Below are 6355 nucleotides of genomic sequence, written 5' to 3'. Positions count from 1 at the left end.
TGTCCATCCAGCGCTTGTGCGTCTCCTGCGTCGCATCGCCCTGAATTCCATCAATCTGCAAGTAAATCGGCATGCTTGTCTCCCCCAATCACGTGTTGCCCTTCAAAAACCGCGAAACGCGGCAACAGTTGCGATAACAGAACGCGAAACTGACACTATAGATCATAGAAATCACGATACGCTGCCGGATACAACCACCCCTGACACTCCACTATACAGGGCACTGGTTCGGACCGGCAAACGATCTGCCACTTTTGCATTTGCGGCCCGTTATGCCCCGGGGGCCATTATCGGCCTGTGTCACGGACCGAATGGCTCTACAGTGTGTCTTTTCACACCTGTACCAAGCGCCGATCTTCTCCCGGAACGGCAGTGACCGTAGGCACTGTGAAGGAATTGAGCCCAATGCCATTGCGTTCCGTCAAAAGCTCGATGACCGCCCCACAAATGCTTATGCTCCCCAGATCGGAGCCATGCCGTTGACGCCTTGGCTTGGAGAGACCAAGCCCTCTTGTTTCATCACCCGCTACACAACCTTCTCAAAGATAGTAATGCACTCATTCAAACTCGAGCCAACTGACCCCTTGTTGCAGCCGGCCGCCGTGTTCACAGCCATCGGCCTCAAGAGGTTGTCCTCGGTTAGACCGATTTTGGTGAAGGGTGGCCTTGAGTTTAGACTGCCATGGGGCCTGTGCCAATTGTAGGAGTGCAGCCATTGCGGCAATCGGGCGGCGCGCAAGTCTGAGTTGGGATAGGCAACGGCATATGCCCATTCGTGAAGGGCAGTCTGGATGAAGCGTTCGGCCTTTCCATTGGTCTTGGGTGTATATGGCCGGATTCTGACGTGCTTGAGACCATATCGGCGGCATATGTGCGTGAATGCCTTGGAGGTATTATAGCAAGGCCATTGTCGGTCATGACGCGCTCGACCCAACGGGCAACCACCTTTGGCGTCACCCCATAGGTCCGCCCGCATGGGCTTTGGAATAACGGCTTTCAACAACGTTGCGGGCCATTTCCTCTCGACGCATCGGCGTCAAACAAGCATTCTTGTGAATGTTCATTCGGGGCGATCCTCGTGACTTGAAGTGTTGTAACTCCAGTCTCCTCGATCTGCCTCGAATGGACAACCTGCTGAAAGCTCGCAGCTAGGTATCAGCCAACAGGCAGCGTGACGTATGGGGCATGCATTGCGTTTGCTGGTTGCTCGCAATGAGCAATTCGCCGGTACGATCGAAATCTACCAATTCTATTTCGGCACCACACCCCGCCTCGATGCAGACCGTCCGCGCTTGGGACGTGGCCGCAAAGGTCAACCTAACACTTTGAAACCACCAGCTCTTGCTGTTGTCTAAAGACCTCAAATGCGCACCACCGGCTCCCGCGCCGGACATGCCCATGCCGCAGTCATCAACAATCTCTCAGAAGCAGAAGCGGACCGGGTCCTCAGTAATACGATAGACCAGAATTCGCATCTGATGAGCGACGCGCGGCAAGGCTTCATTTCCATCGGCACCGCATTCAGTGCCCACGACACTGTCAATCATTCCCAACGCGAGTATGCCCGCGGTCCTGTCCATCCCAACTCTGCGGAAGGGTATAATGACCGGGTGCGTCGTACGATCTCTGGCATGTTTCACCACATCAGACCTCCTCACGCCAACCTCTACCTCAGTGAGATCAGCTTTCGGTGGTCACAACGGGTTGTCGCGACACAGGCTCGGCGCCGCACGCCAAAGGACATGAAACAGTTCGAACGCTTTGGTTACGAATTCCACCGGCGCTACAATTAATGGCGGTGTTTCGCACAGCTGTTGGCAGGTAAATTCGGTCAACCGAAAAACGCCAATAACATTCTTACCTTCAATACCGTCGCTGCCGGCAATCGGCAAAATTCCCCAATGATAGCGTTTGACTAGTCGCCATTGATAAAGACGTTCTTCGAACCAGTGACAACTGTTCCGCCACAGTCTATAGGGTCGCCGATACGCCCAGCCTTCTTGCCGTTGACATAGACATTCGGTGAACCGTCTGCGAGTGTCCTGGAATGCACCGGTTTTGGGCACGTCGGACAGCCGTGGGATTCGAAATGATCGTCAACCCTCAGCACTTTCAGACCATTGATCCAGACATTCGGGCTCCCCTCAATCGCGGGAGTCTCCGGGAAATGGCAGCTATGGCCTGAACCGATATCGGTCTTTCGTGCAGCTTTCGGCATTGTGCTTGTGCATTTCCCCGTTTCGAACACGGAGTATGTCACGCATACGCCGCAGAGGTTTATCGTCGTCGCTTCGATGTATCACATTGTCACAGATGACAGCTGAAGTAGCTTTTGAGAAAACAAATCATGGATACCTCCTAAGGCATGGAACTTCCCGGCTTGCCGTCGATCCGTAGGTGCAACTCATTGTCGGAATACCATCGTCGAATGAGGTTTCCTTTCGCGTCGTGATTGAGGTGCATCTTATTCCAGCCGCTCACATCAGTCGGTTTGGATCCGTATTCGTCGATGAGGTCGATTGGGCCGCCCGAATGCGTGGCGTAATCCCGTGCCCAATACGCGGTCAGGGCCGATCCAAACATGTCACCAGGAAAAGCGACGAGTGCAGACCCTGCAGCCATGGCGATGCGCCGGTTGCCATGTAACTGCCCACTTGCAGACCCGATACGCCGATGCACGACACAAAAGACCGCGCCTGATGAGGAATCCAACAAGAAGCTTTCGGCATTGGGGAAGCCATCGCCCACCATACGCGCAGCAAAGGACAGCGTTTGTTCCGAACGATTAACCATGATGTCAAGCGACATCGCAACGTCAAGGTCCGGAACAATCGTCTCAAATACATCGCGATTGGAGGGACCGGCGGAAAAGGGAACGGGTTGCAACCGTATACCCGGTCCCGGACCCGATCCGGGTCCGACCACGGGTCCAACGACCGGTACGTCAATAGACCCCTCAATCATCTTCCTTTCCGGATTGTTCATGCCAGGCATGGCAAAGTTCTGACCACGATATGTAAGAAAGAGCTGGGCATGTTGATCACCATCTTTGCGATATGGATCTATTTGGCCCTGAACAGTCCCCGTCGGCTGCAATTTTGGATTCTTGTAGTTCTGGTCCCAACCAAAAATCGCATTGCTGCTCGGGTCCGATGTAGTCGGTCCCTTTTCTATTCTTGCAGCCTCAAGATCAATATAATTCTCGTTTTTTATCCGTGATGTAACTCCGGTTTTTAAAGAAAAATCCCTATCATCCCCTTTATAATAAAATCCACCCAGGCCAAAATTTGGCATCGGATGGAAAGACCGTGTGTGAAGTGTGAGCCTGCTCACTTGGAAAGTTCCCTTACGCTGCAGGAAACAACACCTTCAAATGGCGCGCAATTATAACGTTCCTCCAAATATCCAAGCTTCACCTCTGACACGAGGGCACGCGATTTTTCCTCATCGGCATCCGGCCCGATGATGGTGAACACCTGAAACTCAGGAATGAATTTCTCTTCTCGGGTTTTCGGGTGATAGTCATATGTATTGCCCGCCGTCACGAGAATCGATCCCTGCTTTTCCGGTGGAACCCCGCTTTCCAGCGATGGAAGGAAACGAAAATCATAGCTTCCTCCCTTGGGATAATCGAAGCGTACAACACTAACCTGACCGGATGCACGAGCAGAAAGCCGCCTGTCGCGCACGGTTATCGGCACGCGGATATCCAGCCGCGGATCGGATCGAGCCGGATTGGGCTGATCGAGATGCGGTTTCCATTCATCGGCCGGAATTTCATTGGGAACGACGAAAACAGTTCCCCCCCGATCGAGTAGCGGCCTATCGAGATAAATAGTAACATCTGATTTCATGGAATAGTCTCGTGCTTCTACAATGCAAGCATTGATGAAAAGTGCCAAACAAGCTGCGCCAGCGACCAGGAATGCCGCAGAAATTTTTCGCCCGTTATTGCCCATTCGATTAAGCATTCAGATCAATCCTGCCTGCCTTCATGTTGATATGATCTTTCTCCTCAACGATAAGCTGCGTTCCCTTTAACGTGATCACACCGTCGGGTTTCATGATTATTTCAGATTTACCGCATCTTAGATGAATCTCGCCATGGGCATCGATCATGCGCTTACCACCGACGACATCACGGTGGTCTCCACCGGCTGAATGAAAACTTGAGCCCCCGACATTTGTCGTCTTACTCACGCCAATCGTGGACATATGAATACCGGTTACTTCCACGCTGTAAGAGTTGGTGGTGTTCATGCTTATTGAAGATGACGAGTTAATGCTTAAATGTCCTGAACCCACACGCTCGTTGTTTGTAGCCTCCAAGTGATAAGCGGCAGGAAGCATCCCAAATATCCGATTCTTCAGGATTTCACCAACAATTGCACTACCACCCATCGTCCCAACATTGATCGTATAATTGCGTCCAATATTCTCGGAATGTGATTGCTCTACCTCAAAATGGGACATGGCGCCAATCGAGCTAATGCGATTTGAATCGACCCTCTCGGTCAGGTGATTTTCTACCTTGACCGTCAAATCCCTCTGAGCCCGCAAGAGAACTTCTTCACGACCTCGTTCATCCTCGAAGGACAGTTCGTTGAAACCATCGCCTTTGTGAGTCTGTGTGCGAAACACAGACTTTGTTTTATTCTCAGGCAATTTATACGGCACTTTCGTGCTTGGATTCGGCACGATGCCGGTAACGACGGGCCGATCCGGATCGCCTTCGAGATAGGTGACCATGACCTCCATACCGATACGGGGGATGACCTGCGCACCGAAACCGCCGCCCGCCCATGACTGCATCACACGGATCCAACAGGTATCTGAGCCGTCCTTTCGGGCGCGATTGCGTTGCCAAGGGAACCAGACTTTGATCCTGCCATACTCATCCGGATGGATTTCCTCACCAAGAGGTCCGGCGACGATCGCAACCTGCGAGCCGTCGACCCTCGGCTGCGGCGTTGACCGGTGCGGCGTTGCAGGAAGCCGTGAGGGAAGCGCGATAAAGTTGTTTGAATAATCGAGCGCACCGTCATCGGCGGTCTCGTAGGAATGATCGACGATCCGGTGAACAATCGCTGTGACCACATATTCTTCGAATACGTGGTCGGCATGGGCTATTTCATAAGGCTTGAACTTGCGTCCTGCTGCCAGCGTTCTGACCGTGGACGAGCCTTCAATCTTCTCATGATCCGCTTCGACCGCTTGCATGCGCAGTTTCGACGCCTGTTCGTTGGACGATTGGTCAAGCGCCTTGGCCGGGTAATGGAACAACTCATACTCGGCATTCTTCGGCAGCGACACGAGCGATGGTGTCACCGAGCCCTGGGGTCCCTGCGGCTTTTCAAAGTTCCAGTCACCGCCAGCGCGTTTTCCCGGCGTGAACCGGTAATCTCTGGCAAATTCACTGATGTGGTTTCTGTCAGTCGAGCCCGCCGCAAACCGCACATCGGTTTCCGGGCCTTCCGTATAACCAAAGGGATGACTGGCAACATGAAGTGCATGCTGACCATCCTCATGTTCAAACCAGTAGAACAGCCCGTCTGCCTCCAAGCGGCGGGTAAGATAGGCAAGGTCGGTTTCATTCCACTGGACCGAATAATGCATTGGTGCCGGGGGAGTGATGACACCACCGGTCACGGCAGCCTTGATACCGTGCTCGCTCAGAAGCGTTTCGGCAATCTGCAATGTGGTCATATCCATGAAGATACGGCAATCGGAGCGCTGCGAGAGCAGCCACAATTGTGGACGAATGACTAAGCGATAGGACCGCAGCCCGCGAGAGACAGGCGGCCCTTCCCGAAACCCGGTAATGAGGCCGTTCCACGGGCGGCGCTCGCCATAGGCAATCTCCAGGGATACGTCAGCCATTGTGCCAACGAGCTCTTCCGGTTTGATATCGGTGCGCTTTGATTTGACATCCACGTGGATTTCAAAGAGACCATTGATTTCTTCGTGGATATCAACCTTCTCCGCCAGAAGCACGTCCAACCCAAGCGATGTCGAAATGCGAAGAATACGGTTAGCCTGGATCAACCCCGCGTCAAAGAACTCATATTCCATTCCACATGATACCTTTAATAGAGCTCAATTGTTGCCTTGGAGTGCAAGACGACCGATTGCTTAAACGCTGCGGAGGAAGAGCCAACATTTCTCCTGCTCATTGAGGTCGTCGCGTGAGCCGATTTTACGCCGCGCGCGTTGTGGCGAGATCGTAGGATGCAATCATGGGCGACTGCGGGCTCTGATTGGCATCGTAAGGCGTGTACTTCACTTCCATCTTGGTGAAGTTCAGGCGCAGCGTCTCGATCGGACGGTCGCCGTTGGAATCAACCGAATAATTGGC

The 6355-nt window shown here is 53.1% G+C and carries 5 protein-coding genes and 1 pseudogene; 1 reads left to right on the top strand and 5 read right to left on the bottom strand.

Features of this window, described 5'->3' with window-relative positions:
• Positions 1-619: 619 nt before the first annotated feature.
• Positions 620-930 (bottom strand): annotated as a pseudogene (locus tag ACTJJ7_RS27950) (integrase core domain-containing protein); the annotation flags it as partial.
• A gap of 434 nt (positions 931-1364) precedes the next feature.
• Here ACTJJ7_RS27950 and ACTJJ7_RS27945 point away from each other — a divergent pair.
• A complete protein-coding gene (locus ACTJJ7_RS27945; RefSeq protein WP_105737573.1) occupies positions 1365-1793 on the top strand; it encodes a transposase in 429 nt (142 codons plus the stop codon).
• A gap of 122 nt (positions 1794-1915) precedes the next feature.
• On the opposite strand, the gene ACTJJ7_RS27940 is transcribed toward ACTJJ7_RS27945, so the two are convergent.
• From ACTJJ7_RS27940 to ACTJJ7_RS27925, 4 genes are all read right to left on the bottom strand, one after another.
• Entirely contained in the window at positions 1916-2218 is a 303-nt protein-coding gene (locus ACTJJ7_RS27940) for a PAAR domain-containing protein (protein ID WP_105737575.1), read from the bottom strand.
• Positions 2219-2358: 140 nt separating this feature from the next.
• Positions 2359-3333, bottom strand: coding sequence for a hypothetical protein (locus tag ACTJJ7_RS27935; RefSeq protein WP_130272844.1), 975 nt, complete (start codon positions 3331-3333; stop codon positions 2359-2361).
• A complete protein-coding gene (locus tag ACTJJ7_RS27930; protein WP_440969493.1) occupies positions 3330-3971 on the bottom strand; it encodes a hypothetical protein in 642 nt (213 codons plus the stop codon). The genes ACTJJ7_RS27935 and ACTJJ7_RS27930 overlap by 4 nt, the downstream gene beginning before the upstream one ends.
• Positions 3964-6072, bottom strand: a complete 2109-nt coding sequence (locus ACTJJ7_RS27925) for a type VI secretion system Vgr family protein (protein WP_440969492.1) — start codon at positions 6070-6072, stop codon at positions 3964-3966. The genes ACTJJ7_RS27930 and ACTJJ7_RS27925 overlap by 8 nt, the downstream gene beginning before the upstream one ends.
• Positions 6073-6355: the final 283 nt, after the last annotated feature.

Source organism: Phyllobacterium sp. 22229 (genome assembly GCF_052056495.1).
In the GTDB taxonomy this organism is placed as follows: domain Bacteria; phylum Pseudomonadota; class Alphaproteobacteria; order Rhizobiales; family Rhizobiaceae; genus Phyllobacterium; species Phyllobacterium myrsinacearum.
The sequence above is the reverse complement of the archived record's forward strand: the minus strand, read 5'-3'. Positions and strand labels throughout refer to the sequence as shown.